A 23,579-nucleotide genomic window follows, 5' to 3' on the forward strand; every position below is an offset into this window, starting at 1 on the left:
TGTGTGCAATTAACGAGGCAGGCTGGACAATCGATCAAGTGGGCGGCTTAATCAACCAGGCATGCAGTGCAATCAACCAAGTGAGAAGCGCAATCAACCAGGCGTGCAGTGCAATCAACCAAGTGAGAGGTGCAATCAACCAGGCATGCAGTGCAATCGACCAAGTGAGAGGTGCAATCAACCAGGCGTGCAGTGCAATCGACCAAGTGAGAGGCGCAATCAACCAGGCGTGAAGTGCAATCGACCAAGTGAGAGGCGCAATCGACCAAGTGAGAGGCGCAATCAACCAGGCATGCAGTGCAATCGACCAAGTGAGAGGTGCAATCAACCAGGCGTGAAGTGCAATCGACCAGGCGTGCAGTGCAATCAACCAAGTGAGAAGCGCAATCAACCAGGCATGCAGTGCAATCAACCGAGTAAGAAGCGCAATCAACCAGGCGTGAAGTGCAATCGACCAAGTGAGAAGCGCAATCAACCAAAGGGGGTGTGCAACCGACCAAGAGGGATGTGCAATCAACCAAGTGAGCACTCCAATCAACCATCCACCCTCCCCAATCAACCACCCAACCTATTACACATCGTAATAAAGCCCAGAATAAGACCAGCTTAACAAAATGTTCACTTTTTGTATGAAATTCCTTGAACATTTTATGACATAAATTGCTTTATAATTGTTTTTCTCTTTGGATGGTATTAAGATAGGAATAGGTTTGTGAAGTTTGTAACATTTATAGTTTTATAGGTTAGAATATAGCTAATTTAAAAGGAAGGGGTATCTCTATGAAAATAAAATGGATGATACTAGCAGCTATCATCACGGTACTTACTGTATTAACAGGCTGTGAACCATTAGCTGTATTGGATCCAAAGGGTCCACAAGCAGAGACACAGGCGAATGTTATCTGGCTTTCTATTGCAATTATGTCGTTTATTGTCATTGTAGTCTTCGCGATCTTAATTTACATGCTAGTTAAGTTTAGAGCATCTAAACAGCCTGAGGATTATAAGCCACCACATATTGAAGGAAACATTTGGGTGGAAGCAATCTGTGTTGGGATCCCAGTCCTAATTGTAGCTTATCTTTCATTTGTGTCAGTGGAAAGTAACTACAAGGTGGAGGCAACACCAGAAGGTTATGATAAAGAGCCACTCGTGGTTTATGCGTCTTCTTCTGATTGGAAATGGCATTTCAGCTATCCGGAGCAAGGAATAGAGACAATGAATTATCTTTATGTCCCAACAGATCGCCCGCTGGAATTTAGATTATATTCCTATGGTCCAATAAGTGCATTCTGGATACCTCAATTAGGTGGTCAGAAATATGCAATGGCTGATATGGTAACAACTCTACACCTTGCGGCAGATGTTCCTGGTGAATATGACGGTCGTAATGCGAACTTTAGTGGGGAAGGCTTTGCAGAGCAAACGTTCAATGTAAATGCTGTTACGCAGGATGAGTTTGATGACTGGGTAGAGGAAGTAAAAGCAACTGCAGAACCAATAACAGAAGATAAGTTTGAAGAGCTCTTGGAGCCAGGTCATCTTGGCCAGCAAACTTTTACCGGAACACATTTAGAGTTCATGCCTGCACCTGAAGGGGAGCATGGTGGTCATAATCATGGCGGTGGTTCAGAAGAAAGTCATGATGAGCATTCTGATCACACAGATGAAGAACACAGCGACCATTCTGGGCATGATCACAACCATTAATTTGTCCTAAGTTTTAATTAATTAGGTCGGCGTGTGACAGTTATTTGCTGCCATGCCGGCCTGTATATGTGAAGTTTTTTAAGATGAGACGGTTTGAAAATTCGATCTGTCCTTTTTACCGGTTTTTCTTGAACATTTTTAGAAGGTTTGAAAGGAGTAAAAAAACATGGAGTTCTTTGAACGTTTTGCGATACCTCATCCAAGTCCGATTATCTATGCCTCCATGGTTGCAATTGGGATTACTTTAATTGCAATCATCGCAGGATTAACGTTCTTTAAAAAATGGGGTTATCTATGGCGCGAATGGCTAACAACCGTTGACCATAAGCGTATTGGTATTATGTATTTAATTTCTGCACTCCTTATGCTTTTCCGTGGAGGGGTGGACGCATTAATGATGCGTGCACAGTTAGCCACACCAGAAGCGCAGTTGCTAGATTCGCAACATTATAATGAAATTTTCACAACACACGGTGTTGTGATGATTATATTTATGGCAATGGCCTTTATCGTTGCCTTGATGAACTTTGTTGTACCATTACAAATTGGTGCGCGAGATGTAGCATTCCCGCGTCTGAACGCATTAAGCTTTTGGTTATATTTCTTCGGGGCAATGCTATTTAACCTTTCCTTTGTTATCGGTGGTTCACCGAGCTCTGGTTGGACATCGTACTTCCCGTTAGCGGGTAATGAGTTTAGCCCGTCGGTGGGAACGAACTATTACATGATTGCCATTCAGATTGCGGGGATAGGTACCTTAATTACTGGTATTAACTTTATCGTAACCATCCTTAAGATGCGTGCACCAGGCATGAAGCTTATGAAAATGCCAATGTTTACATGGTCTGCACTTATCACTAACTTAATTATTACATTTGCATTCCCTGTTCTAACGGTAGCACTTGCTATGGGAACAATGGACCGTCTTTTCGGTACACAGTTCTTCACGACAGGTAATGGTGGAATGGATATGCTATGGGCCAACCTGTTCTGGGTTTGGGGGCATCCGGAGGTTTATATCCTCGTGCTACCAGCATTTGGTGTTTATAGTGAAATCATTTCCACATTTGCTAGACGTAATCTATATGGTTATAAATCGATGGTTGCTTCTATGGTAATTATTTCGCTTCTTTCCTTCGTAGTATGGGTTCACCACTTCTTTACGATGGGGCAAGGAGCAATGGTTAACAGTATATTCTCTATCACCACAATGGCGATAGCCGTGCCGACAGGTATTAAGATCTTTAACTGGCTGTTTACCTTGTGGAAAGGAAGTATCAGGTTTACGGTACCTATGATGTACTCACTAGGTTTCTTGCCTATCTTTACGATTGGCGGGGTGACAGGTGTTATGCTTGGTATGTCGGCAGCTGATTACCAATATCACAATACGATGTTCCTTGTAGCGCATTTCCACTTAGTTATTATTCCGGGTGTAGTATTTGCGATGTTAGCCGGTTTAACATACTGGTGGCCTAAAATGTTTGGCTTCATGCTAAACGAACGAATTGGTAAGTGGGCGTTTTGGTTTATCTCAATCGGTACATGTGTAGCATTCTTCCCAATGTTTATTTCCGGGTTAGATGGTCAAGCACGCCGTATGTATACCTATTCTGAATCCACAGGCTTTGGTTTCTGGAATATGCTATCATTTGCTGGTGCAGTAATGTTAGCTATTGGGTTTATCATCATTGTTTACAATATCTATTACAGCACACGCTATGCATCAAGAGATATCGGAAGCGACCCTTGGGATGCGCGTTCTCTTGAGTGGGCAACACACACACCAGTACCGGAATACAATTTTGCAACAATTCCTGAAGTGGCTTCAAGTGAAGCTTTCTGGGATTCCAAATATAATGGTCATAAGCTGTTTAAAGGCAAGTTGAAGGAAATTCACATGCCGAATAATAGTGGTGTACCATTTATTATGAGTGCATTGTTCTTTGTTCTTGGTTTCTCCTTTATATTTAGTATATGGATTGGTGTTATTGTATCCTTACTAGGTATTTGTGCATGCTTAGTCCATCGTTCATTTGAAAAGGATCATGGTCGCCACATACCTGTTGAGGAAGTTGAAAAAACAGAATCTGAATTGCGAGGTGCAGAATAATGAAAATGGATCACTCGCAGCCGTTAGAGTATAGTACAGAGCAAGGCCGCTTGAATATTTTAGGTTTCTGGATATTTATTGGGGCAGAAATCATGCTCTTTGGAACATTGTTTGCTTCCTACTTTACGTTAGAAGGACGTCACGGAAGCGGACCAAGTGGGGCGGAGATTTTCGAACTGCCTCCAGTATTAATTGAAACACTTTTGCTTCTTACAAGTAGTTTCACAATCGGATTAGCTATTCATGCAATGAGACTTAAAAACAAGAAGGCGATGATGGCATTTTTCATCATCACCCTTGTTCTTGGCGCAGCCTTCCTAAGTGTAGAAATTTATGAATTTAATCATTATGTTCATGTTGGAGCTGGCTTAACCGTTAGTGCCTTCTCATCTGCATTATTAACAACATTAGGTACACATGGACTTCACGTTACCTTAGGCTTGTTCTGGGGTCTGTTCATCCTAATGCAGGTTAAAAAACGCGGTTTGACACCAGAAACTGCAAATAAATCCTTTATATTCTCTCTTTACTGGCACTTTCTAGATGTTGTTTGGATCTTTATCTTCAGCTTCATCTATCTGAAAGGAATGATGTAAATGAAGGAATTATTTCCACTAAAACAAGTAATGGGATTTGTATCTTCCCTTGTTCTAACAGGCGTTGCTTTGTTGGTATTATTGGAGGGAATTTCATTCGCAGTGGGGATGACCATCCTGCTAATTACAGCATTTGTGCAGGCATTCCTACAATTAATGGTATTCATGCATGCTCGGGAATCAGAGGATAAGGACTTGATTTTATCGAATGTTTATTATGGTGTGTTTATTGCAGTGGTGACTGTCTTCGGTTCACTTCTTGCATTGATTTGGGGATATATGTAAGGGTGAAAAAAGGAGTGCTTCAGGGCACTCCTTTTTTTTATCTTTAAATCCTTATTTATTAGGCTCTATAATATATGTTGGGGTACAGAGAAAATTCAGCTAAATAAAACACGCAAACTCCGAATTTTGTTAGACTTGTTTTAACCACAAAACAATAACAAAAGGAGTTGCGTGTAAGTGAATTTTAACATTTCTTTCCCAGGTTTAGAAGAGTTTCGTATTAAAAAAACGATTGAAAATGGTGGAGTTTTTCAGCTGCATGTGGAACTGGATGCCAAGCCCCATCGTTGTCCAACGTGTAATACCCTAACACAAAAGGTGCACGATTACCGCACTCAAAAGATACAGCACTCAAAACTGTTTATGAGAGAGACGCTAATTTTTTACCGTAAACGTCGCTATAAATGTGAACACCCACAATGTAAAAGGCGTTTTTATGAAAATAACTCATTGGTAGAACGCTATCAACGGCAGTCCAAAGAACTAAAGCAAGCTATTGCGTTAGAGCTAATTCATGGAAAAAACTTTAAAGCAATTGCCTCTCGATTTAACACTTCCGCAACTACTGTAATGCGTAGGTTTGATAAAGTGGGATCTAGCTTTTTGGAGGAAACACGGGAGTTACCTTCTGTAATCGCTATTGATGAATATAAGGGAGATTCAGACGGAGAAAAATACCAAACCATTATTGCCGATCCGGTGGATCGGAAGCCCCTCGAGATATTGCCGGATAGGAAAAAAGAAACGGTAGAGGCTTATCTAAGAGAGCATGGTCAGAAAGTAGAAAAAGTTGTAATGGACATGAGCCATTCCTTCAAAGCAGCTGTGGACCAAGCATTAGGGAAACCTATTGTAGTAGCTGACCGTTTTCATTTCTGTCGGCATATTTATTGGGCACTTGAGCGTGTAAGGAGAAAAGAACAAAAGCAATTTAGCGACTACGATCGTAAAAAGTGTAAGCGGATGAAACATGTGTTTAATAAGAAGCATGAAGATTTAACGGAGAAACAACGCTGGTATCTGGAACGTTACTTGAAAATGTCTGATACCTTGCGGACAGCATACCAATTAAAAGAAGCTTTTCGGCTTTGGTTTGAAGAAGCAAAGGCCCTAGGGCCTTCTAATTTAACGGCAGTCAAAGAACGTTTGTATGAGTTTTACGACTTGGTAAAAGCGTCTGGAATTGAGGAATTTAAAAAGGCCATGGAAACCTTTCAAAATTGGCAAAAAGAGATTATGAATAGCTTTGCCTTTAATTTACATAATGGGTATGTGGAGGGGATTAACAACCAAACGAAAGTAATAAAGAGGAATGCTTTTGGATACCGTCGTTTTGATCGGTTTAGAATGAGAGTATTATTACATCATCAATATAAAAATATAAATGGGCGAGTCGCATAAAGAAGGAGTGAGCGTTAGCTCACCCCAACATTTGACTTAGAACCATTTATTATTTCTAAATTTATTTCTAAACCTTCCATAGCGATCTTTTAACTTCTCTTCTGTCCCTACAAAAAATACACCCATAAGGAACAAGAAGACTGCTCCCATTACGGTACCGATCCCAACTGCTGTCCAGCGACCACCATCACTAACAAAAAAGCCATATAGGAAAATTACAATTCCCACTACCAGTACAACAGCACCCGTATATTTAACAGCACGCATAATTTTTGTTCGTTGTCTCATATTATCATCCTTCCAAGCTGTAACGGTCTTCTAGTTTTTTAACGTTTCCTATTAGACTGTACCCGTTTTTGAGGAAAAGAAAAACAAGGAATGGTGAAAGAATAAATATGAGAGAGTTGGCACTCATTGAAAAGTACGCAGTGAACTAAAAAAGGAACGCTCTAGGGCGTTCCCTTATTTCAGTAGCTTTTGTTTTCCGAACTTCTCTAAAACCTCTTCTGTTGCTACGAAAAATACACCCATTAAAAAGAGAAATACTGCCCCCATGATTGTACCAATGCCAATGCCTGTGATCGCACTGTAATCGCTTACGAAAAATCCATATAAAAAGATGGCGATCCCAAGCATAAGTACAGTTGCCCCTGCAATCTTCACAGCGTTTAACATTTTTTTGCGTGAACTCATAGAAATCATCCTCCCTTAACTATATTATTCACTTTGTTCACAAAGTTGTCAAATAGTTTGTGTCAATAATGTGAATTCCAGTTAACAAGAGTGATTTCAAGTAAGAAAAAAAGCAACAATCTCAAGATCGTTGCTTGGTAACCATGTTAGCCTAAGCTAGAGCACAAAAAAAAGTAACTATTGCAGTCGACCAGCAGAAATGGTACACTAAATAGGTTACTTGAATATTATTGTATATTATCTCCAATAATATTGTATCATTATTGATAAGTAAAGTCAATAATATTTATGCTGGGAAGAAATGGGGTTGGTTTGATGGGTGTGGAACCAAATGATTGGCATGAAGAACAACGACGAATAGATCTCGTCGCAGAGGAAATTGGTAAAAAGGAAACGAAGCTATACGCAAAGGCTACGGGGTTAAAAGAAGATGTAATAGAAATTAGAAAAACTTTTTGGGATGACGTAACCGTTAATCTTGACGAACCAGATGATGTTATTGAAACACAAGCTAGTATAAAACAACAGGCAGAATTTTTAGCTGAGAAGGAAAGATTTCATGGTAAGATCGGTGAAGAGTTAAAAGTATTAAAACGAATGAAAAAGTCACCTTATTTTGGGAGAATTGACTTTAAAGAAAGAGAAGAGGAACTGGAAGATAAGCTTTATATTGGAATATCCTCCTTATTGGATGAGAAGGACGAAGAGTTTCTTGTTTATGATTGGCGTGCTCCAATATCCAGTCTTTATTACGATTATGCATTAGGGGAAGCTTCTTATGAGGTAATGGACAATACAGTAAAAGGTCATATTACATTAAAAAGGCAATTTATAATCCGTGACGGAAAGCTTAAAGGTCTATTTGATACGGGGATTACGATTGGGGATGAGATGCTTCAAGAGGCATTAGGACATAATGCGAGTACCGAAATGAAAAACATTGTGGCCACTATTCAAACGGAACAAAACAGAATTATTCGGGAAGAAAGAAGTAAACTGTTACTTGTTCAAGGAGTCGCCGGTAGTGGGAAAACTTCTGCTGCATTGCAACGGATTGCTTACTTAATGTATCGGTACAGGGAAGATTTAAATCCGGAGAATGTGTTACTTCTCTCCCCAAACCCGTTATTTACCGGTTATATTCGAAATGTCTTACCTGAACTTGGTGAGTCTAACGTGAGGCAAAATACTTTCCTTGAATATTTAAGGGAAAGAATTGGAGAAGCTTATACAGTAGAATCTCCTTTTGCGCAAATGGAGTATGTGCTGACACAAGAAAATAATCAAGACTATCAAACCCGCCTTTCGAGTATGGAGTTTAAGGCCACGCTGGACTTCAAGAAACTAATGGATCAGTATGTTGGGGGTTTACAAAAAGGCGGACTGTATTTTAAAGATATTTCTTTCCGAGGCGAAGTACTAATTTCCCGGGAAGGGATTCAAGAGTACTTCTACTCGCTTGATGAAAGCGTCAGTTTACCTAATAAAATGGAGCTTGTAGCCAAATGGCTAATAAGTGAACTAAAGCCATTTCAAAAGCAAGAAATAAAAAAGGATTGGGTAATAGAAAAGGTAGAGTTGCTTGATAAGGAAGCATATTTAAAAGCCTATTACGAAGCGCAGAAACTTGATGAGGATATGTTCATTAATGAAGAGCTTGTACTTCGAAAAGCAGTTGTCCGTAAGATGTTCGGAACCTTACGTAAACAAATAGAGAATTTAGAGTTCGTGAATAGTATGAAAAGCTTTAAGCAACTTTTTATCACGGATGGAATAAAGGGAACCCCAGAAAACTGGAAAGCTATTTGCAAGCTGACATTAGAGCATTTAAGTAAAGACTATTTATCATGGGAGGATGCGACACCCTATTTATATTTTAAAGGGAGACTAATTGGAGACGGCCAAGAACGTGCTGTGCGACATTTATTAATTGATGAGGCGCAGGATTATTCGTCCTTCCAGTTTGCGTTTATTAGACATCTTTTCCCGTATACAAGGATGACCTTACTTGGTGATATAAATCAAGCTATTTATGTTAATGTGACAAGTCATAATCCACTTGTGCCAGGCTTACAAGAGGCAGACCATGAGCGAATTACGCTTACAAAAAGCTATCGATCCACGAAGCAAATCACGATGTTTACAAAAGCTTTTGCTCCTGGTGAGGAAGAGATCGAAGCGTTTAACCGTGATGGTGACAAACCAAAAGTGCTTCGCTTATCCGAGTGGGAGCAGAAGCAAGCTATTCTTGCTGAGAGGGCTTCTAATCTAGAAAAAGGCCATGAAATGATTGCAGTAATTTGTAAAACCTTACAGGAGACAGAGAACGTATATAAGCAACTAAAGGATGAAGTACAGATAACGAAAATAACAGAAGAGACATATGGGTTTTCAAAAGGTTTTCTTATATTACCTGTCTATTTGGCAAAAGGAATTGAATTCGATGCAGTAATTATCCCTAATGCTTCTTCTGAGCAATATAGAGAGGAAGATCGTACTCTTTTTTATACTGCTTGCACAAGAGCGATGCATGACCTGACTATGTTGGTCCAAGCTGAACCGTGTCGTTTTATTTTGGAGTCAGAAGAAGATACTTACGAAATGGTGGGGGTTTAGTTTCCAATTCTGTGTTATTTATTAGGTGAACTAAAAGGTGTTATGGAAACCCCAAGTGATGGGTTATACGAAGGTGGGCAACACAAGAAGAAAAGTCTCGCCTTCCTCAAAAAGAAAATACGGTATATCATACAGAGCTGTGGATGGTTATTTCCGCAGCTTTGATTTGTTCAAAAAATTGACATAAATCGACTTATTCTTTAATTGTAACCGGTAACTTTCGCCCTATTGCGTTGTTATGCTCAGGATGAACTTAAGGAGTTATGCCTATATAATTAGGTTTAGAAGCGATATTAACGTACATAAATACTATGATTAATGTTATGATTATCAATGTATTTAAGTTGGAAAGTTGCTTATCCAATTGTGGTTTGTTCTTGTTTTAAATTTTAATTCTAAAAATAGATTAATTGTTGAAGTGTATATACTTGGCGAGTTTTAAAACGTTAAAAGCATTACATAACTTTAAACTGATTATTGTAAAAGAGGAGCGTAAGGATCTTGGCAAAGTATGAAGTGAAAGTTTACAAGGATGTCCTTTATTTCAAATATAATGAGATGGCAGAGACTGTGGCAGAGGCACACCAGCAAGCCGGAGAAGTAAAACGCGCATTAAGCCAGCCTGGGGTAACTAAGTTTTTAAATGATAACTGTAATATCCAAAGTATTGCAAATGCTGAGGTTAGCGAAGTGTGGAGAGATTTAATGGGCTGGGTTGGCAGTAATATTGAAAAAAATGCAACGATTGCACCTAACGTTACATTAAAAATGCAATTAAATCGTTTATCAAGAAGTGCTGGTACTTATGATTCTGTTCGTGCCTTTACAAGCATGGATGAAGCTTTACATTTCATGGGAATCCCAGACTTTCAATTGGAGAACTAAGAAGGCAGCCCCTTTTGTCTGTATAAGACATAGGGACTGCCTTTTTAAATGAAATTTTTAGCTTGTTTGTTATTGGTTGTATTGGTTCGTTTCAAACAGGTCAATAAGTTCGACTTTTGGATATTTATCGTGAAACCAGTTTAATGCGAAATCATTTTTGAATAATGCAACATAGTTCCCCTCGCGATCTCGGACAAGCATACTACGTTCGTCAAAGATAGAAGGGTCCAGTTGGTCTTCTTTCAGCCACCTTGGGATTCGCTCGCCAATTGATTCAAGCATAACTTCTGTATTGTATTCGTTTTTCATGCGATGCTGAAACACTTCATATTGCAGCTCACCAACTGCGCCAATAATATTGGCGTCATTACGATATCCTTTAAAAAGCTGAATCGCACCCTCTTGGACAAGCTGCTCAATTCCTTTATTAAACTGCTTTCCCTTCATTACATTTTTGGCCGTTACTTTTTTATATAATTCAGGTGGGAACTGAGGGAGTTCATCGTAATCAAACTGCTTTTTACCAGCAATTAATGTATCGCCGATTCGATAAATATTTGGATCATAAATCCCAATTATATCTCCTGCATATGCCTCTTCAACTGTATCTCTTGAGGAAGCGACAAATTGCTGTGTTTGGGATAACTTGATGACCTTGTTAGCCCTCGCCAATTTCACACTCATCCCTCGTTCAAATTTCCCGGAGCAAATGCGTAGGAAAGCAACTCGGTCACGGTGTGCAGGGTTCATGTTCGCTTGGATTTTAAAGATAAAACCAGAGAATTCCTCCTCCTCAGGCTGAATGGGTCCCGCTGTAGACTTTCTTGGCACAGGTGCTGGCGCCATCGAAATAAACGTATCAAAGAATGTTTGGACACCGAAAGGAGCAAGAGCACTTCCGAAAAATACAGGCGTTTGTTCTCCCGCCATAACGGCCTCCATGGAGTACATATCCCCAGCTTCATCAAGCAGCTCCAATTCATCCTTAGCAAGCTGGTAGCTGGACTGTGATCGAAGTTCTGCATGTGCCTCACTATTTAATGTCTCGTAAGGAATGTGCGTTTCTTCTTCGTTGCCGTTAAATTGGATAAACTGTCTACCATGTCGGTCAAAGTTGCCAAGGAATTGCTTCCCCATTCCAGCGGGCCAGTTCATCGGGTAGGTTTCGATATCAAGCACTTGCTCGATTTCTTCCAGTAATTCAAGTGGCTCCCTGCCTTCGCGATCCATTTTATTAATGAAGGTAAAGATTGGAATTCCGCGCATGCGGCAAACTTTAAATAGTTTTTTAGTTTGGGCTTCAATCCCTTTTGTCGCATCAATAATCATTACAACACTGTCCACAGCAGTCAAAGTTCGGTAGGTATCCTCACTAAAGTCTTCGTGTCCAGGTGTATCCAAAATGTTTACTTGATAGTCTTTATATGGAAAATTCATCACACTTGATGTGACGGAGATACCACGTTGTTTCTCAATCTCCATCCAGTCTGATGTTGCAAATTTACCAGATTTCTTTCCTTTTACGGTGCCGGCAGAACGTATTAAATTGCCAAATAACAACAGCTTTTCGGTTAGTGTTGTTTTTCCTGCATCTGGGTGGGATATGATGGCAAAAGTTCGTCTTTTTTTTACTTCCTCATGTAAGCTCATAAAATAAAATCCCTTCTTTTCTATAATTTTCTAGTAACTGTTCGGTTGTCGTAAGGGATTTTTACATTGGATGATTCTCCTTTAAATAATTCTTTATCTATCATAGCAAAATTGGACTTCGTTCCACAAGGTAATTATCGGAGGAGAACGCGGTATGGTACAATTTCACCTAGTTGGGCCTCGCAAGCTACTTATAAAAGTCAGGTCGACCATTGTTCACGTGTAAAGTGTATGAGAATAGGGTACATGGTTAAAAATAAAAACAGCTCGTCAGCATGGGTTGAGGAATGTCATTTAATTGTCAATGGTGTAGCCACAATAAATTAGGTAATCGCGTTATAATATAGTGGTACGCTATAAAAACTTAATATTCCATGCTTACTTGCTGGCTTTTTTGCTTGTGAGCTTTTAAATAGAGAAAAGATTGATCAGTACTGAACAAAGTCTTGGTTTATCATAAAAACAGGGAGGTTTATGAATGTTCGAGTTGGATCCGGTTTTGATGAGCCGATTGATTACGGCAATGACGTTAGTGTTTCATATTATCTTTGCCACACTAGGCGTTGGTGTTCCGCTACTTATTTGCATTGCCGAATTTATTGGAATTAAAAAGAATGATGTGCATTATCGTATGCTGGCGAGACGGTGGACGCGAGGTTTTGTCATTACGGTAGCGGTAGGGGTAGTAACAGGAACTGCGATTGGATTGCAGTTATCTTTAGTATGGCCTAATTTTATGCAGCTTGCTGGTAATGTTATTAGCCTTCCTTTGTTTATGGAAGTATTTGCTTTTTTCTTTGAGGCAATCTTTTTAGGAATTTATCTATATACATGGGATCGTTTTAAAAATCCACTTACACATTGGTGGTTTTCTATACCAGTTGTTATTGGGGGAGCCTTGTCGGCCTTCTTTATTACAACCGTGAATGCTTTTATGAACACGCCAGATGGGTTTACGATGGAAGACGGGCAATTTACAAGTGTTAACCCTATTGAAGCAATGTTTAATCCGGCTACCACCTCTAAAGTATTTCACGTATTGAGTTCTTCTTATCTAACTGTGGCAGCAATTCTTGCTTCCATTGCAGCGTTTAGTCTACTTAAGAAAAAGAACTCTGAATATCATAAAAAAGCACTGAAATTGACGGTGATGCTCGTATTTGTTTTTTCTATTCTTACTGCGATTGCTGGCGATATTTCTGCAAAATTCCTTGCAGAGCACCAGCCGGAAAAATTGGCAGCAGCAGAATGGCATTTTGAGACTGAAGAAGGAGCAGATCTGGTGCTCTTTGGATGGTTGAATGATCAAGACACACCGGTTGGAGCAATACGTCTCCCAGGTCTTCTAAGCTTCCTGGCGCACGGAGATTTTGAAAGTGAAGTAACAGGGCTAGAAGAATTTCCAGAAGATGAAAGACCTCCGCTTTGGGTGCACTATATGTTTGACTTTATGGTATCGATCGGGATGTTCTTAATCGCTGTTTCCTTATTTTACATTATCGTTAACAGGGTTAAAAGATGGGACGTCCATAATAAATGGATAGTTGGGTTACTATTCTTAACAGGTCCACTTGCGATGCTCGCAGTTGAATTCGGGTGGATTTATGCAGAAGTGGGCAGGCAGCCATGGATCTTACGTGGCTACATGACCGTAGACGAAGCTGCAACTACATCGCCACATATCGACCTTATGTTCTTTTTCTTCCTGGCTCTTTATATTGTACTCGGTACCTTATGTGTCATTGTACTTCGTAAACTGTTTAAAGGGAAACCTGCAGAGGAAGAGTTGGAGAAAAAGTACCCGACTATTGAAGAGGGGGATAAAGAATGAGCTATGAACTAATTGGGATTACCGTATTATGGATATTTTTGTACGGATACCTAATCGTAGCATCTGTTGACTTTGGTGCTGGCTTTTTTGCCTACTATGCAAAAATTACAGGAAATGACCATATTATTAACCAGCTAATTTCGCGCTATCTCTCTCCGGTTTGGGAGGTAACCAATGTCTTCTTTGTTTTCTTCTTTGTCGGGATTGTTGGTTTCTTTCCAGATTCGGCATACTATTACGGAACAGCTCTTCTTGTGCCTGGGAGTATCGCCATTATTCTGTTAGCGATTCGTGGTTCGTTTTACGCGTTTGAAAATTACGGCTCCAAGCAGAGTAATGTATATATGTTTTTATATGGAGCAACCGGATTGCTGATCCCAGCATCGCTGTCTACAGCAATGACATTATCAGAGGGTGGATTTATTTCAGAAAGTGGGGGCACGATAACACTTGACTATCTGGCGTTATTCACAAGTCCCTATTCTTGGAGTGTTGTATTTTTGGCATTGGTTTCCGTGCTTTATATCAGTGCAACCTTTCTTACTTATTATGCAGCACGCGCAGATGACCAAAATGCATTACAACTTGTTAGAAAATACGCCCTGTTCTGGGCTACACCTACAATTGTTGCCTCCCTTACGACATTTATTGCACTAGGGCAACATAATGAGAGACATTATGATAATATGCTCGATTTATGGTGGATGTTTGGCTTGTCGGTTGGATTCTTTATGATTGCAATGTGGCTTATCTATATCGGGAAATACTATGGATGGGCATTTATTAGCGTTATGCTGCAATTTTTCTTTGCATTCTTTGGGTATGGTGCAAGCCATCTGCCATATCTTTTGTATCCATATATAAATATCTATGACAGTGTTACCTATGAATCTACAGCAATTGCACTCATCATCGTTTTTATCGCAGGACTTCTCCTATTAATTCCTTCATTAATTCTATTAATGAGATTGTTCCTGTTTAACGCCGATTATGTAAAAGGGAAAAAATAAGCTCCGATTGGAGATACGCCATATGAAGATGTTAAAAGCCATGATAAAACAACAAAACAAACGAATGGCCTTACTGGTATTTTTTGCGTTTATAGCCGGTACGATGGTTATTGCTCAGGCGTATCTTCTTGTCACGATAATTGAAGATGCCTTTTTGGGAGATGCCGATTTGCAAGATGTACTCTCTTTACTGGGCATCCTTTTATTGGTTTTACTTTTTCGAACTGGTTCAACCTATTTAAGTGGACGGACTGGCGTCAAGATGGGGGCGCAGGCCAAAGCAGAGTTTCGTCATGCCTTGCTTCACCAATATAAAGTAACACCAGTCCAGGCGTCGATCACAGGCCAGTCAGGTGGGAAGGTAAGTCTTTTAATGGACGCTGTTGATGAAGTGGAAAACTATTTTAGTTCCTATATTCCACAGGTCATTCAATCAAGTCTAATCCCATTGCTTATACTTATTGTTGTTTTCACGCAGCACCTGAACTCCGGGCTTATTATGCTTATTACATCTCCCTTCATACCAATTTTTATGATTATTATTGGGATGCAGACACAGAAAAAATCAGAGGAACAGCTGGATAAGCTTGCATCCTTTTCCGGTGGTTTTTTGGATACATTGCAAGGATTAACGACCCTAAAGCTTTTTGGTCGGGCCAAAAAACAAAAACAAATCATTGAAAAAAGCAGCTTAGGATTTCGTGATGCAACCATGGAAATTTTAAAGGTGGCGTTTACTTCTTCTTTTATGCTTGAGCTTATTTCCATGCTGAGTATAGGTATCATAGCATTAGAAATCGCGTTACAGCTTATTTTGTTCGACGGTATTACGTTTTTCGTAGGTTTTCTAATTTTGATCCTTGCACCAGAATACTACACATCTTTAAAAGAATTAGGAAGCGCCTTTCATAATGGACAAAGCAGTATTGGAGCAGCGAAAAAAGTAGCAGCAGAACTAGAGGAAGAAGACAAGGTGGTTACATGGGGAGAAAAGGAGTTCTCTTCTGAAGGGAAGCCACCACAATTGGAATTGCAAAAGCTAGGTTTTAGCTATGGGGATACACAATTTTCCTTATCTAACATTGAAGCAACCATTCCAGCATATGCTTCGATTGCTATTGTGGGTAAAAGTGGTTCAGGGAAATCGACTTTACTGCACTTACTGGCGGGACTTCTACCAATTTCTAGTGGTGAAATAAAGGCGGATGAGAACTCTTTACATGATTATCAGGAAGAGCAATGGTTCAACAAATTAAGTTATATATCGCAGCATCCTTATATTTTTTCTGGGACGGTTGCTGAAAACATCGCCATTGGAGCAACCGATCCAGCATCCAGAGAGGACATTCAAACCGCGGCAGAGCAAGCTGGACTTATAGAGCTTGTGCAGTCACTTGAAAAAGGGCTGGATACACCTGTTGGCGAGGCGGGAAGAGGTCTTTCAGGGGGAGAAAAACAGCGGCTAGCATTGGCCAGAGCATTCTTGAAACAGCCTTCTCTTATCCTGTTTGACGAACCAACAACAGGACTCGACCTTAAAACAGAGCGTATTTTGCAAAAGTCTATCGAAACGCTATCAAAAAATGCCACCATTATTACAGTGGCGCATCGACTGCATACCATTAAAAATGCCGATCTAATTATTTTCTTAGAAGATGGGAAGATGGCGGGCAAAGGAACACATACCGAACTTGTTGCAAATCTACCGGCATATGCCGACATGGTATCCGTACAGCAAGGAGGGACAGCTTAATGAAGGACCTAGCTATTGTAACGAAATTAATGATGCTTGAGAAAAAAGACATCCTTCTCTCCATTTTAGTCGGTTTTATTGCTGGAATTGCCGGTGTTGGTTTGTTTGCAGCAAGTGGTTATTTAATATCCAAGGCTGCCCTTGCCCCACCTTTGTATGCCTTAATAGTCTTAACTTCTACTGTTAAGTTATTAGGTTTTACAAGGGCACTGACGCGTTATGCAGAACGATACTTTTCACACCGTGCCACGTTCACGATTTTAAGTAATTTACGAGTTTCTTTCTTTGAAAGGATAGAACCCCTTGCTCCAGGAATATTTCAAAAATACCGTAGCGGAGATCTGTTGGCAAGAATAGTTGGTGATATTGAAAGCCTGCAAAATTTCTTTTTGCGTGTGTTTTATCCACCCATCGTGCTTGTCATGGTCTTTTTAAGTACCATATTTTTTACGACATTTTTCTCTATTTATGCAGCAATTGTCTTATTCATAGGACTCCTTCTTACAGGATTGGTGGTACCGGCGATTTTTGCTGTGAAACAGCGAGGCATTGATGAAGATGTACGGAAAAGTCGAGCCGATCTTTCAACAGAAGTGACCGAATATCTTTATGGATTTCGCGATCTAAAGATATATCAGCAGCTGGAAAAAAGAGAAACCGAGTTACTACATGCGTCTGATCAATACATTGAGGAACAAAAAATAGAAGGGATTAATAAACTGTTTAGCCAGTCGTTAAATACGCTTGTCTCCCATGTCATTACAGCATTGGTGCTTGGGCTTGGTGTTTATTTGGTAGCGAACGGAAGCCTCGAGGGGTTATTCCTGGCAATGCTTGTGATGATTTCGATCACAGTTTTTGAAGATGCATCCCCAATGGCCGCATTTCCGATCTACTATCATGACAATCAACGAGCAGCTAGAAGATTATTTCAAGTTGTAAAAGGGGATGCAAAACCTGACCGTGAGGATCTTATCCCTCTCCCTGATGAGGTGCCATCCGTCAGTATGAACAATGTGACCTTCTCTTTCGAAGGAGAGTGGCGACCAACCTTGAAAAATGTTTCGTTAGAGCTGGACAAGGGGAGCAAAACAGCGATTGTTGGCCCAAGCGGTTCTGGAAAATCAACGATCCTACAGCTTTTATTAAAGCTTTACGAACCAAAGGAAGGGGACATTCAGCTAAATGGCGTTTCCTTAGCTTCCGCCGAAAAGGAAACCCTGTGGGAGTTATCCAATGTTGTCCTTCAAGAAAATCACTTCTTCTTTGGCACGATTAGAGATAATCTATTATTAGCTGGAGATGGCCTAACAGATGCGCAGATTCAGGAGGCATTGCAGAAGGTGATGTTAGATAGGTTTTCCTTGGAAGATCATGTACTGGAAAAAGGCGCTAATCTTTCTGGCGGAGAAAAGCAACGGCTTGCGATTGCGAGAGCTCTATTAAAAAAAGGGCGACTATGGCTTTTGGATGAGCCTACATCTTCTGTTGATGCACTTACAGAGAAATCAATCCATGAACAAATCTTGCAGCAGGCAAAAAACGATACGCTAATCTTAGTCAGTCACCGCTTGGCTGGCATGGAAAAAATGGACCAAATTATTGTAATGGAGCATGGGCAAATCGTGGAGTCAGGTTCTTATGAAACGCTTATGGAGAAAAAAGGATATTTTTACGAGATGAAGGAAATTGAGAAGCATTTATTATAGCTAGGCAAAAAGTCCGGGAAAACCGGGCTTTTTGTTTTTGGGTGTTTTTTAGGCTTGAAGGAAACCAATTTCCGTGCTATTATATCGATATACGATACATCGACCAACGATGTAATGAGGTGAATGCATGAAGCAACCGGAAGACTTTTTACCATTATCCCAGGCAACGTATTATATATTACTATCACTTCGAAAAGTACGTCATGGCTATGGCATTATGCAAGATGTTGAGGAAATTAGCCAAGGTGAAGTGAGGATGGGACCGGGGACTTTATATGGTGCTTTAGGAAAGTTAGAAAAACAGCATGTGATCCAGAAGGTGACTGTGCAAGAGGACGAACGCAGAAAATATTATGCCTTAACAGATCTCGGAATGCAGGTTTTGCGACTCGAATATGGAAGATTATCATCTTTGGTAGCAAATGCCAAGGATATCATTGAAAAGCTGGAGGTTGAGAAAGATGGCCATTAAGAAATTTCGATTATTCCTTGCTTCTGGATTGGAAAAAGAAGAACAATGGCTCACAGAGATGTCTGCAAAAGGGCTTCATATGAAGAAATACAAGCTGGGATTTTACACGTTTGAAGAAGATCCCAACAAAGCGTTCGTTTATCAGATAGATTTTCAGAGACTGGCAACAGAGGATTATATGCAACTGTATGAGGATGCAGGTTGGGAACATGTAAACCACTCCATCCATTTATTTCACTATTTCCGTACAGAGGCTTCTAATGACTCGGTCACGAAAATTTATTCTGACTACGAATCTGTAAGGGAGTCTTATAAGGGTATGATGCGATTTTATTTGATTTTATTTGCTTTATTATTGCTATCACAGCTTAGTGGATGGCTCACATGGAAAGGGTACGCGCTACAAATTTTCACCATGGCGCTTTCCGTATCCGTGGCAATTCTTTATATTTATATGCTGATCGCGTTAAAGCGAAAGATTAATTTTTATAAACGGAATTGAAGAGGCTGGGACAAAACCCGGTAAAATAAAAAAGTGGTACTTCCCCTCTGGGGAGCACCACTTTTTTTGAATTTATGTACGCAAAAAGGATACCTTCTGGTAAAGTTAAAGTACCACACCAAAACAGAACCGGAGGTATCCCTTATGTTTAAACATTATACCATGAATCAAGTCATTTTGCCTTTAGATTTAGAAATGAAACTTCAAGAAAATGATATAGCCTACGCAGTTAATCATGTTGTGGAGAGTATTCCAGAGGATTCATTTGCGGAGTTTTTCCGTGAAACAGGATGCCCTGCATATCATCCAAGGATGATGATGAAGGTTATCTTATGTGCCTATACGCAGTCTGTTTTTTCTGGCAGAAAAATAGAGGGGTTACTCAAAGACAGTGTACGTATGATGTGGTTAGCACAAGGCTATGAACCGAGTTATCGTACCATTAATCGATTTCGTGTGCATCCGGAAGTAAAAGAATTATTACGTCAGTGTTTCGTCCTATTTCGTTGTCAACTTGTGGAAGAGAAGATGATTGAAGAAGAGGCCATTTTTATTGATGGTACGAAGATAGAGGCGAATGCAAATAAGTTCACCTTTGTGTGGAAAAAATCCATTGAAAAATACAGCACCGATTTAATAAAGAAGTCGAATCAACTGTATGAGGAATTACTGGAAAAGGAAATTATCCCTGAAATAGAAAGGGAAAGTTCCGATGAACTTTCAACGGAAGAACTCAGTGAAGTGGTAAAAAAACTAGATGAAGAAGTAAAAAAATATGATGAAGAAATCGAGAAGAGTGAAGAAGCGAAAGAACGCAAACAACTTCGTTCCGAGCGAAAAGAACCCAAGCAATACCGTAAACAATTCCAAGACTTTGAAGCTCGTAAACACAAATATCAAAAAGATATGGAAATCTTTGGCGATCGCAATAGTTATTCAAAGACGGATCATGATGCCACTTTTATGCGAATGAAAGATGACTATATGAAAAATGGCCAACTTAAAGCAGGTTATAATGTACAAATTGCGACCGAAGGTCAATACACATTAGCCTATGATGTATTTCCAAATCCTACGGATACTCGCACATTTATTCCTTTCCTCGATAATATTGAAGATAGGTATTTTAAGTTACCCAAGTATATTGTTGCTGACGCGGGTTACGGTAGTGAACAAAATTACAGTAATGTACTCCATCGAGAAAAGATGCCACTCATTACGTATAATACCTATCGGAAGGAAAAGAAAAAGAAATATAAAACAAATCCTTTTCATGTATCCAACTGGGAGTATGATTCAGACGGAGACTTTTTTACTTGTCCAAACGGAAAGAAGGTAGCTTTTCAATACCTATCAAATCGAAAGGATAAAACCGGGTTCAAACGAACCTTTCGTGTCTATGAATGCGAAGATTGCTCTGGGTGTCCATTACGCGATCAGTGTACCAAAGCAAAAGAGAATCGGAAAATTTACTACAATGCTCATTGGGAACAACAAAAAGAATATATAAGAGAGCAGCTTTCAAAAGAAGAAACGGGAGAAATCTATGGGAAACGTAAAATAGATGTGGAACCTGTCTTCGGATTTCTGAAGGCTAATTTGCGTTTCACTCGAATGTCGGTGAGAGGCAAATCTAAAGTGGAAAATGAATTAGGATTTGCATTTATGGCGGTGAACATAAGAAAGTACACCGCCACCATGCAACATACAAGCCCAAACTCTAACAAAAAAGATTCCAGTTATCATTTTTTGATAACTGGAATCTTTTTTACTTACTTAAGGCTAGTTATGTCCCGGCCTCTTTCAACAAACGGAATAAAATCCGCCCATTCAAACAAACGGTATGCTTGCGTGAATTCTCGGTTATAAGATTGATCCTTAATCACCAAGGTGGTGGGTTCATTTATTAATGTTTCTAAAACGGCTGGCTTATCATCTACATAGTAGTCGAGCTGAAGATTTTGGATCGTGCTTATTTTCTCATGGTCATTCATGCCATAAAAGAACGCCTCGTCTTGAACAGGGAACCCTTTCTTTTTCATCCACTCTTTTGTTCGTTCACCGTGCTCCATGGGGCGGGCTGTAATGTAAAAAATCTGATGTCCCATTTCTTTTAACTTGTTCAATACCTCAACAGCGTCTGGAAAAGCAGGGCAATCCGTATAGTAAATTGCTTCGATGGATTGCTCCCACATTGTTTTTCCTTCTTGGTCATTTAATCCAAATGGTTCGTGAATTTCAACCCGATTAAGTGAATGGAAAGATTCCAAAGGCACCTGCTTTTTAAGCTCCTGATTATATAAATGAAAAGCATGCTCCCGTAAATTTAGTAAGGTGTCATCAATATCGAAACCTAATTTCATTCTTTTCCTCAGCCTTTCTTCTTAACTGGATAACCGGTTATCTTAAGATCTGTACCGATTGTTTCCACTTTAAGACCATCTAGATTGGTGGCCTCCTGCATTTTTTCTACCCCAACACCACCTAGAAAGGATGGGGCTTCTTGTCCGCCAACTAGCTTTGGTGCCATGTACACGATTAGCTTGTCGACAAACTGATACTCCATAAAACTAGCATTTATCGTGGCGCCTGCTTCTACTAGTAGTGAGGATATCCCCTTTTCCCCGACATAGTCTAATACGCCCTCCGGATGTATCTGCTCCCCTTTAAGAATGATGACACGAACACCTTTTGCTTCAAGTTGATCTTTTTTTTCCTTATTATAATTGCTTGTTGTAAACACCCATGTTTCTGCTTGATTGTCTTCAACAAGTTGACAGTCTAAAGGAATTCTTAACGTGGAGTCCATTACGAGTCGGATAGGGTTTCTTCCATTAGGGATACGGGCTGTAAGTGCCGGATTATCCTCCACTACTGTATTAATGCCAGTAAGAATTGCCATATTTTGATGACGCAGTTGATGAACCTCTGTGCGTGCTTCCTCTGAGGTTATCCACTTGCTGCTAAGGGTTCGCGTCGCAACTTTTCCATCAAGAGTGGATGCAATCTTTAAAGTTACAAATGGCCGTTTGGTTGCTATATATTTATTAAAGACTTCATTCATTTGAATGGATGCCTCTTCACATATCCCCGTAATGACTTCAATTCCCGCTTTTTCTAAAATGGCAACCCCTTTGCCGGAAACGAGGGGGTTGGGGTCAAGGGTAGCGACCACTATTTTGCTTACCCCTGCCTCCACAAGTGCTTCTGCGCATGGACCCGTTCTTCCATAATGAGAGCAAGGCTCAAGCGTTACATATACTGTCGCTCCTTTAGCATGCTCCCCAGCCATACGGAGGGCGTGGATTTCTGCATGGGCCTCGCCTGCTTTTAAATGGCTTCCCATGCCGACAATTCTGCCTTCATTAACAATAATACAACCAACTAGGGGGTTAGGGTCTGTTTGCCCCTTCAATGCCTTTGCTTGGTTTATCGCAAGTTCCATGTAAAAGCTATGATTAGTCATTCAAACACGATCCTTCTGCTTCCATATGTCCAGACTTTGTGACCTTCGTTTGCAGGTATTTCTTATTGTATTCAGAAACGTCACCCCACAGCGGCGTTCTCCCGGCTATAGGGAGCCCGGCTTGTTCTAAAGCTTCTAGCTTCTTAGGGTTGTTTGTGATGAGTGTGACGGCTTTACTGCGTAATTGCTTTAACACTTGAATGGCATCCTCGTAATTACGGGTATCATTTTCAAATCCTAGCTGTTCATTTGCTTCTACGGTGTCATAACCACTTTCCTGTAGAAGGTATGCCATCGCTTTACTAAACAAGCCAATGCCTCGACCTTCATGGTTCGCTAAATAAAAGAGCGCTCCTGCGCCGTTTTCTTTAATACGTCTCATTGATTCCTTTAATTGAAAACCACAATCACAGCGCTTGCTGCCAAAAATATCCCCTGTATGGCAGATGGAATGCATGCGAATTAGCGCATCATCTGCAGTTGCGAAATCCCCATAAACAAGGACGCTTGATTGCTGATATTCAGCAAGATTGGAGGATGCAAGCTTTTCGATAATACGCTCATAGTCCTCGGTTATTTCCTCTTGGCTTAGCCAGCAATACCATTGGAAAACTGTTGTTTCACCATATAAGTTAACGGGCAACTGAATTGGCCCGACTAAGTAAATTGCTTTATCTTTCTGTTTAATAAGCTGTATTTTATCTTTCAATATTTTAAGAGCATCATCATGCTTCATTTTTTCCATCCTTAAAACTCCCTTCACTTTCAATAAGTATAATGAAATTTATTGGGTGTATCAATTTTCTAACCTAGTCTATTTGTTAGTGTATGTAAAAAGAGGCGCGCCCGTATACGCTATGAGGAAGTGCTGACACAGTGAGAGGAGA

Annotated in this window: 21 protein-coding genes; 14 read left to right on the forward strand and 7 right to left on the reverse strand. The window is 40.1% G+C overall.

Translation table 11 applies throughout. The annotated features are described in order from the left end of the window. Window positions 1-34: 34 nt before the first annotated feature. Complete coding sequence (locus tag LG273_RS01800; RefSeq protein ID WP_404457268.1) at window positions 35-538, reverse strand: hypothetical protein; 504 nt, start codon at window positions 536-538, stop codon at window positions 35-37. A gap of 242 nt (window positions 539-780) precedes the next feature. Between LG273_RS01800 and qoxA the strand changes: the two genes are divergently transcribed. From qoxA to LG273_RS01825, 5 genes are all read left to right on the forward strand, one after another. Beyond that, window positions 781-1,710, forward strand: coding sequence for a cytochrome aa3 quinol oxidase subunit II (qoxA, locus tag LG273_RS01805; RefSeq protein ID WP_379563591.1), 930 nt, complete (start codon window positions 781-783; stop codon window positions 1,708-1,710). A 166-nt stretch (window positions 1,711-1,876) separates the two neighbouring features. Further along, window positions 1,877-3,823 (forward strand): cytochrome aa3 quinol oxidase subunit I, encoded by a 1,947-nt coding sequence (qoxB, locus tag LG273_RS01810; RefSeq protein ID WP_379563589.1) that lies wholly within the window; start codon window positions 1,877-1,879, stop codon window positions 3,821-3,823. Continuing rightward, window positions 3,823-4,419 carry a cytochrome aa3 quinol oxidase subunit III gene (gene qoxC, locus LG273_RS01815; RefSeq protein ID WP_379563587.1) on the forward strand — a complete coding sequence of 199 codons (597 nt, stop codon included), beginning with the start codon at window positions 3,823-3,825 and terminating at the stop codon, window positions 4,417-4,419. The genes qoxB and qoxC overlap by 1 nt, the downstream gene beginning before the upstream one ends. Beyond that, window positions 4,420-4,704 carry a cytochrome aa3 quinol oxidase subunit IV gene (gene qoxD, locus LG273_RS01820; RefSeq protein WP_379563585.1) on the forward strand — a complete coding sequence of 95 codons (285 nt, stop codon included), beginning with the start codon at window positions 4,420-4,422 and terminating at the stop codon, window positions 4,702-4,704. Between the two features lie 177 nt (window positions 4,705-4,881). Continuing rightward, window positions 4,882-6,105 (forward strand): ISL3 family transposase, encoded by a 1,224-nt coding sequence (locus LG273_RS01825; protein ID WP_119578682.1) that lies wholly within the window; start codon window positions 4,882-4,884, stop codon window positions 6,103-6,105. A gap of 36 nt (window positions 6,106-6,141) precedes the next feature. Here LG273_RS01825 and LG273_RS01830 read toward each other — a convergent pair whose 3' ends face one another. Together LG273_RS01830 and LG273_RS01835 are read right to left on the reverse strand one after the other, a co-directional pair. Then, on the reverse strand, window positions 6,142-6,393 hold the full coding sequence (locus tag LG273_RS01830; RefSeq protein WP_404457271.1) for a hypothetical protein: 252 nt from the start codon (window positions 6,391-6,393) through the stop codon (window positions 6,142-6,144). A 174-nt stretch (window positions 6,394-6,567) separates the two neighbouring features. Beyond that, window positions 6,568-6,798 (reverse strand): hypothetical protein, encoded by a 231-nt coding sequence (locus LG273_RS01835; protein ID WP_379563581.1) that lies wholly within the window; start codon window positions 6,796-6,798, stop codon window positions 6,568-6,570. Between the two features lie 315 nt (window positions 6,799-7,113). Here LG273_RS01835 and helD point away from each other — a divergent pair, with 315 nt between their 5' ends. Both helD and LG273_RS01845 read left to right on the forward strand, forming a co-directional pair. Further along, window positions 7,114-9,414, forward strand: a complete 2,301-nt coding sequence (gene helD, locus LG273_RS01840; protein WP_379563579.1) for an RNA polymerase recycling motor HelD — start codon at window positions 7,114-7,116, stop codon at window positions 9,412-9,414. Window positions 9,415-9,915: 501 nt separating this feature from the next. Then, window positions 9,916-10,299 (forward strand): hypothetical protein, encoded by a 384-nt coding sequence (locus LG273_RS01845; RefSeq protein ID WP_379563577.1) that lies wholly within the window; start codon window positions 9,916-9,918, stop codon window positions 10,297-10,299. 69 nt (window positions 10,300-10,368) lie between these two features. On the opposite strand, the gene LG273_RS01850 is transcribed toward LG273_RS01845, so the two are convergent. After that, the gene (locus LG273_RS01850; protein WP_404457274.1) at window positions 10,369-11,949 is read right to left on the reverse strand and encodes a peptide chain release factor 3; all 1,581 of its coding nucleotides are present in this window, start codon (window positions 11,947-11,949) and stop codon (window positions 10,369-10,371) included. Window positions 11,950-12,427: 478 nt separating this feature from the next. Here LG273_RS01850 and LG273_RS01855 point away from each other — a divergent pair, with 478 nt between their 5' ends. The 7 genes from LG273_RS01855 (at window position 12,428) to LG273_RS01885 (ending at window position 21,095) form a co-directional block, all read left to right on the forward strand. Next, window positions 12,428-13,780: a cytochrome ubiquinol oxidase subunit I gene (locus tag LG273_RS01855; protein ID WP_404457275.1), complete on the forward strand. Its 1,353-nt coding sequence runs from the start codon at window positions 12,428-12,430 to the stop codon at window positions 13,778-13,780. Beyond that, window positions 13,777-14,790, forward strand: coding sequence for a cytochrome d ubiquinol oxidase subunit II (locus tag LG273_RS01860; RefSeq protein WP_404457277.1), 1,014 nt, complete (start codon window positions 13,777-13,779; stop codon window positions 14,788-14,790). Before LG273_RS01855 ends, LG273_RS01860 begins: the two co-directional genes overlap by 4 nt. Before the next feature lie 22 nt (window positions 14,791-14,812). After that, complete coding sequence (cydD, locus tag LG273_RS01865; protein WP_404457279.1) at window positions 14,813-16,543, forward strand: thiol reductant ABC exporter subunit CydD; 1,731 nt, start codon at window positions 14,813-14,815, stop codon at window positions 16,541-16,543. Then, window positions 16,543-18,252, forward strand: coding sequence for a thiol reductant ABC exporter subunit CydC (gene cydC / locus LG273_RS01870; RefSeq protein WP_404457280.1), 1,710 nt, complete (start codon window positions 16,543-16,545; stop codon window positions 18,250-18,252). The genes cydD and cydC overlap by 1 nt, the downstream gene beginning before the upstream one ends. A 127-nt stretch (window positions 18,253-18,379) precedes the next feature. After that, window positions 18,380-18,724 (forward strand): PadR family transcriptional regulator, encoded by a 345-nt coding sequence (locus tag LG273_RS01875; protein WP_404457282.1) that lies wholly within the window; start codon window positions 18,380-18,382, stop codon window positions 18,722-18,724. Next, window positions 18,714-19,226, forward strand: a complete 513-nt coding sequence (locus LG273_RS01880) for a DUF2812 domain-containing protein (protein ID WP_379563562.1) — start codon at window positions 18,714-18,716, stop codon at window positions 19,224-19,226. Before LG273_RS01875 ends, LG273_RS01880 begins: the two co-directional genes overlap by 11 nt. Window positions 19,227-19,370: 144 nt before the next feature. Then, entirely contained in the window at window positions 19,371-21,095 is a 1,725-nt protein-coding gene (locus LG273_RS01885) for an IS1182 family transposase (RefSeq protein WP_404457284.1), read from the forward strand. Here the strand turns inward: LG273_RS01885 and LG273_RS01890 are convergent. From LG273_RS01890 to LG273_RS01900, 3 genes are read right to left on the reverse strand one after another with little or no spacing between them, the layout of a single operon-like run. After that, a complete protein-coding gene (locus LG273_RS01890) occupies window positions 20,999-21,589 on the reverse strand; it encodes a 5' nucleotidase, NT5C type (RefSeq protein WP_379561387.1) in 591 nt (196 codons plus the stop codon). The two genes, LG273_RS01885 and LG273_RS01890, sit on opposite strands and share 97 nt — an antisense overlap. A gap of 8 nt (window positions 21,590-21,597) precedes the next feature. After that, complete coding sequence (gene ribD, locus LG273_RS01895; RefSeq protein ID WP_379561388.1) at window positions 21,598-22,692, reverse strand: bifunctional diaminohydroxyphosphoribosylaminopyrimidine deaminase/5-amino-6-(5-phosphoribosylamino)uracil reductase RibD; 1,095 nt, start codon at window positions 22,690-22,692, stop codon at window positions 21,598-21,600. Further along, window positions 22,685-23,437 (reverse strand): GTP cyclohydrolase II, encoded by a 753-nt coding sequence (locus LG273_RS01900; protein WP_379561389.1) that lies wholly within the window; start codon window positions 23,435-23,437, stop codon window positions 22,685-22,687. Before LG273_RS01900 ends, ribD begins: the two co-directional genes overlap by 8 nt. Window positions 23,438-23,579 lie beyond the last annotated feature (142 nt).

The sequence above is a fragment of the Oceanobacillus kapialis genome (assembly GCF_044790185.1).
Lineage (GTDB): Bacteria > Bacillota > Bacilli > Bacillales > Amphibacillaceae > Oceanobacillus_B > Oceanobacillus_B kapialis.

Bases quoted from the DNA above. Each gene is read 5' to 3' on its own strand.
- qoxA (WP_379563591.1), top strand. From the start codon at position 781: ATGAAAATAAAATGGATGATACTAGCAGCTATCATCACGGTACTTACT.
- qoxB (WP_379563589.1), top strand. From the start codon at position 1,877: ATGGAGTTCTTTGAACGTTTTGCGATACCTCATCCAAGTCCGATTATC.
- qoxC (WP_379563587.1), top strand. From the start codon at position 3,823: ATGAAAATGGATCACTCGCAGCCGTTAGAGTATAGTACAGAGCAAGGC.
- qoxD (WP_379563585.1), top strand. From the start codon at position 4,420: ATGAAGGAATTATTTCCACTAAAACAAGTAATGGGATTTGTATCTTCC.
- LG273_RS01830 (WP_404457271.1), bottom strand. From the start codon at position 6,393: ATGAGACAACGAACAAAAATTATGCGTGCTGTTAAATATACGGGTGCT.
- LG273_RS01835 (WP_379563581.1), bottom strand. From the start codon at position 6,798: ATGAGTTCACGCAAAAAAATGTTAAACGCTGTGAAGATTGCAGGGGCA.
- helD (WP_379563579.1), top strand. From the start codon at position 7,114: ATGGGTGTGGAACCAAATGATTGGCATGAAGAACAACGACGAATAGAT.
- LG273_RS01850 (WP_404457274.1), bottom strand. From the start codon at position 11,949: ATGAGCTTACATGAGGAAGTAAAAAAAAGACGAACTTTTGCCATCATA.
- LG273_RS01855 (WP_404457275.1), top strand. From the start codon at position 12,428: ATGTTCGAGTTGGATCCGGTTTTGATGAGCCGATTGATTACGGCAATG.
- LG273_RS01860 (WP_404457277.1), top strand. From the start codon at position 13,777: ATGAGCTATGAACTAATTGGGATTACCGTATTATGGATATTTTTGTAC.
- cydD (WP_404457279.1), top strand. From the start codon at position 14,813: ATGAAGATGTTAAAAGCCATGATAAAACAACAAAACAAACGAATGGCC.
- cydC (WP_404457280.1), top strand. From the start codon at position 16,543: ATGAAGGACCTAGCTATTGTAACGAAATTAATGATGCTTGAGAAAAAA.
- LG273_RS01875 (WP_404457282.1), top strand. From the start codon at position 18,380: ATGAAGCAACCGGAAGACTTTTTACCATTATCCCAGGCAACGTATTAT.
- LG273_RS01880 (WP_379563562.1), top strand. From the start codon at position 18,714: ATGGCCATTAAGAAATTTCGATTATTCCTTGCTTCTGGATTGGAAAAA.
- LG273_RS01885 (WP_404457284.1), top strand. From the start codon at position 19,371: ATGTTTAAACATTATACCATGAATCAAGTCATTTTGCCTTTAGATTTA.
- LG273_RS01890 (WP_379561387.1), bottom strand. From the start codon at position 21,589: ATGAAATTAGGTTTCGATATTGATGACACCTTACTAAATTTACGGGAG.
- ribD (WP_379561388.1), bottom strand. From the start codon at position 22,692: ATGACTAATCATAGCTTTTACATGGAACTTGCGATAAACCAAGCAAAG.
- LG273_RS01900 (WP_379561389.1), bottom strand. From the start codon at position 23,437: ATGGAAAAAATGAAGCATGATGATGCTCTTAAAATATTGAAAGATAAA.